This is a genomic window from Companilactobacillus halodurans, assembly GCF_009600985.1.
Classification (GTDB): Bacteria; Bacillota; Bacilli; order Lactobacillales; family Lactobacillaceae; genus Companilactobacillus; species Companilactobacillus halodurans.
Genome location: NZ_VDFP01000052.1, coordinates 1 through 3,592, shown reverse-complemented (window position 1 = coordinate 3,592; position 3,592 = coordinate 1). Strand labels below are relative to the sequence as shown.

Genomic DNA, 3,592 nt, shown 5'->3' with positions numbered 1-3,592 from the left:
GGGGTGAACAGCCCTAAAGCCAAGTATCTCAAAGCGCTATTAAGTCTCAATGCCGCTAAGAACGAAGTTAGCGACGCCCAAAAGAAGTTAGATGACGCCAACAAGATTGATGGCAGTAAAGATAAGGACAAAGACAAGAAGGTGGATTCGGCTAAGTCGGACTTAAAGAACGCGCAGAGTGACCAATCAGCAGCGCAAAAACAAGTCGATCAGGCCAAGCACAAAGTGGGTGATTAAATGCAGGTATTGTCGTTTGAATATAAGAAAAAGAAGTGGAAGTTGATTGCTTATATTGTGGGCGGCGCCATTCTGCTAATCATCTTGTTAATTGCGGCAGTAACAGGTCAATTGCAAGAAAACAGTTGTGATAACTCAACCACTACAGAAACACAGTTAGATAGTAAGAGCATGACAGAAAATGCCAAAAACATCTATGCCCACTGGAAACAAAAGTATGGTGCCACCCCACAAGCGGCCGCCGGTATCTTGGGGGTCTTACAACTAGAAAGTCGGCTTGATTCCAAGTCCGTTAATTCAAGTTCCGGGGCCACGGGCTTAGCCCAGTGGTTAGGTGGTCGGAAGGATAAGTTGGAAGACTTAGCCCACAAAGAAAACAAACCAGCGACGAATCTCGGCGTGCAGTTGGACTATCTCGATCAAGAATTGAACAGTAGTTACTATGCGTCAAACAAGCAGATTTTTAAATATACGGACGTGCATAAAGCGACCAAAGCCTGGTTAATGGATTACGAGGGTATGAGTAAGAACCCGGAACAATGGTATTTAAGCCAAAGATACGGGTATGCCGATCACTGGTATTCCGTGTTCGGGGCGAGTGATCCCGTGGCCGGTAATACGTTAGATAATGCAAGTTCAGGCGATCTGACCGAGCTAGGTTGTGATAGTGACCCGAGCTATTCCGGTGGCAGCATTGTTAAAAACGCGGAAAGTATGAAAGGCGATTTCTATTATGTTCAGACCCACCCTAGCCCCGATTTAGGTAGCGATTTAAAGAATCCTAACAAAACCGGTGGGACAGATTGTTCAGGCTTTGTCTGGTTAGCCTTGAATAAGGCTGGTTACAAGGTACCGGATAACATGGGCTGGTTTACCGGCACGATGGCCAGTGACGCCAAAGGCAGCCATCAATACTTGAAACAGATCAGTGAAAATGATGCGAAAGCCGGCGATATTGTGATTATTAATCAAGGCGCCGGGGCCGGAAACAACGGGCATACCGCCATTCTGTTAGATAAATGGCAAGGTAAAGCCACCAAGATTATTGAGCAAGGTGGTACGGGTGATAAAGTTAACGAAAGCACTTTTGGGACCGCTTTTTATAGCTTACTAAATGGTGGTGATGTAACGTTAGCCCGGCCGATCAAGAAGTAAGGAGGGAAAACAAATGAAGCGGAGCATGGTTTTAAGTGTGGTGATTGGCAGCTTGATCTTAGTTATGTCGTTAGGGGCAAATACCTATCAACATAGCCAAGTTAAGCAGGCGCAACAGCAGATTAGTCGGCTACAAAAACAGAAGCGCCAAGTTAACCAGCAATTGACTAAAGCCAACCAACAAAAGCAGTTATTGAGCACCCAAATTGACAGTTATAAGACCTACCAAAATAATAAAGACAAAAGTCAGGCTGAACTTAGCTTTAATACGGTAGTCACCAAGTTCTTTAAGGTCATGAATAACTTTAAGCCCAAGACCTACGGCCAGCGTAAAGATGGCGTGAAAGACCTGATTTCCGACAAGCTATATCAGCAATACTTTTCAAACAAAGGCACGTATGGTGATAGCAATAGTGTTTCAGCTAAGTTAAATCAACTGAACCTGTATACGCAAAGTAAGCAGGGGCAAAATATGAAAGGCTTGGCCGTTGTCAGTTACGAAAGTAAGAGTGGCGACAACGACTGGCAAAAGGCGACGGTACTTTATCAGGTGACTTTCGATACCACCACGGATCGAATCACCGCGGTACAAAATTTAGGTAGTAGTTTTAAAGCCAGTGACCTTAATTAAACGCGTTGGTAAAGCCCTAGCGGTGATCGTGGTGATACTTGCAGTATTAGGCTTTGCGGGTCATAGCTATGTGAACCATGTTGAGAAAGAGAAAACAGTTGTGACGCTGGCTAAGCACCCTAAAAAAGTGTTGTTCTTCTATCGCGATGATTGCCCGGATTGCCAAGCTATTTTTCACCGAATCTATTGGCATAACGTCATCAGTCACAACATCATTTTGATTAATATGAATCAACCGAAGAATCGGCATTACATTCAAAAATATCAGCTAACGGCGGTGCCAACCTTGATTAGTGGCAATCAACGGTATGTTGGTACCAAGCAGTCGCAAATTAAACGAATCGTAGGTGATTAGAAATGAAAGATAGAAGCATAGCTGTGATTAAAGCTAGTTGGACGTATCTACTAACGCTAATCATTGGCTTGTATTTAGCGGAGATTTTAGCTGGATCAGTCATGGCCTTGTCGCACTATAAGCTAACTTTTGCGGATCATATGCCAACGGTGTTAAAGCAGTTAGTCTTACACCCCTGGCACTATTACAACTTGTATTTGGGTCAAAAGAACCCGGTATTAATTATCGTCAGTATCGCTGTGGTCCTATACACCATTTATTTTGCTTTGAAACGCAATAGCAAGCACAAAGCGTGGGAAACTGCGGACACTGAAACCCACGGGAGTGCGACCTGGGGTGATCTAAAAGAATTAAGTGACCATTACTTTAGTATCAATGCCAAAGACCTCACCACAGCATTTAACAAGAGTACCAAGGCAGAAACTCTCAAATCATTAGTGGATCGAGAAAAGTCAGCGAAGGGGGCAGATTAACATGAATGGGACGATTTTAGGGATCGTGGATAAACGGATTGTTTACCAGAATAACAGCACCAAACCCAATCGGAATATCTTTGTGGTTGGGGGCCCTGGATCATATAAGACCCAATCAGTCGTCATTACCAACCTGTTTAATGAAACGGAGAACAGCATTGTCGTGACCGACCCGAAAGGTGAATTATACGAAAAGACGGCCGGTATCAAACTAGCCCAGGGTTATCAAGTACATGTCGTCAACTTTGCCAACATGGCGCACAGTGATCGCTACAATCCTTTTGATTATATTCAACGGGATATTCAAGCTGAAACCGTCGCCACCAAGATCGTGCAAAGTGAAAATGCCGAAGGTAAAAAAGATGTGTGGTTCAGTACCCAAAGACAGCTTTTGAAGGCTTTAATCCTGTTTGTCATGAACCACCGGTCACCAGAACAACGAAATTTGGCGGGTGTGACCCAAGTGTTGCAAGAAAACGATGTGGAAGCCGAGGAAAAGGGCGCAGATAGTCCGTTAGATACCTTGTTTCTTGATTTAACCATGACTGATCCAGCTAGACGCGCTTATGAGTTAGGGTTCAAAAAAGCCAAAGGGGAAATGAAAGCCAGCATTATTGAAAGCCTGTTGGCGACCATTTCGAAGTTTGTTGACAAAGAAGTGGCCAATTTTACCAGCTTTTCAGACTTTGATTTAAAAGAGATTGGCAAAGCCAAAGTTGTGCTATATGTGATTATTCCGGT

5 protein-coding genes and 1 pseudogene are annotated in these 3,592 nt (G+C 43.9%); all 6 read left to right on the top strand.

All coding sequences use genetic code 11. From position 1 onward, the window contains the following. Positions 1-237: pseudogene (locus tag FHL06_RS12155) on the top strand (conjugal transfer protein); the annotation flags it as partial. Then, entirely contained in the window at positions 238-1,392 is a 1,155-nt protein-coding gene (locus FHL06_RS12150) for a phage tail tip lysozyme (protein WP_153386842.1), read from the top strand. It begins immediately after the preceding pseudogene. 13 nt (positions 1,393-1,405) lie between these two features. Next, positions 1,406-2,023, top strand: a complete 618-nt coding sequence (locus tag FHL06_RS12145; protein ID WP_153386841.1) for a SadB/YajI family lipoprotein — start codon at positions 1,406-1,408, stop codon at positions 2,021-2,023. Further along, positions 2,010-2,378, top strand: coding sequence for a thioredoxin domain-containing protein (locus FHL06_RS12140; protein ID WP_337692567.1), 369 nt, complete (start codon positions 2,010-2,012; stop codon positions 2,376-2,378). Before FHL06_RS12145 ends, FHL06_RS12140 begins: the two co-directional genes overlap by 14 nt. A 2-nt stretch (positions 2,379-2,380) precedes the next feature. Further along, the gene (locus FHL06_RS12135; RefSeq protein WP_153386840.1) at positions 2,381-2,851 is read left to right on the top strand and encodes a conjugal transfer protein; all 471 of its coding nucleotides are present in this window, start codon (positions 2,381-2,383) and stop codon (positions 2,849-2,851) included. A gap of 1 nt (position 2,852) precedes the next feature. Beyond that, the coding region (locus FHL06_RS12130) for a type IV secretory system conjugative DNA transfer family protein (protein WP_153386839.1) at positions 2,853-3,592 on the top strand (740 nt) is incomplete at its 3' end.

Bases quoted from the DNA above. Each gene is read 5' to 3' on its own strand.
- FHL06_RS12150 (WP_153386842.1), top strand. From the start codon at position 238: ATGCAGGTATTGTCGTTTGAATATAAGAAAAAGAAGTGGAAGTTGATT.
- FHL06_RS12145 (WP_153386841.1), top strand. From the start codon at position 1,406: ATGAAGCGGAGCATGGTTTTAAGTGTGGTGATTGGCAGCTTGATCTTA.
- FHL06_RS12135 (WP_153386840.1), top strand. From the start codon at position 2,381: ATGAAAGATAGAAGCATAGCTGTGATTAAAGCTAGTTGGACGTATCTA.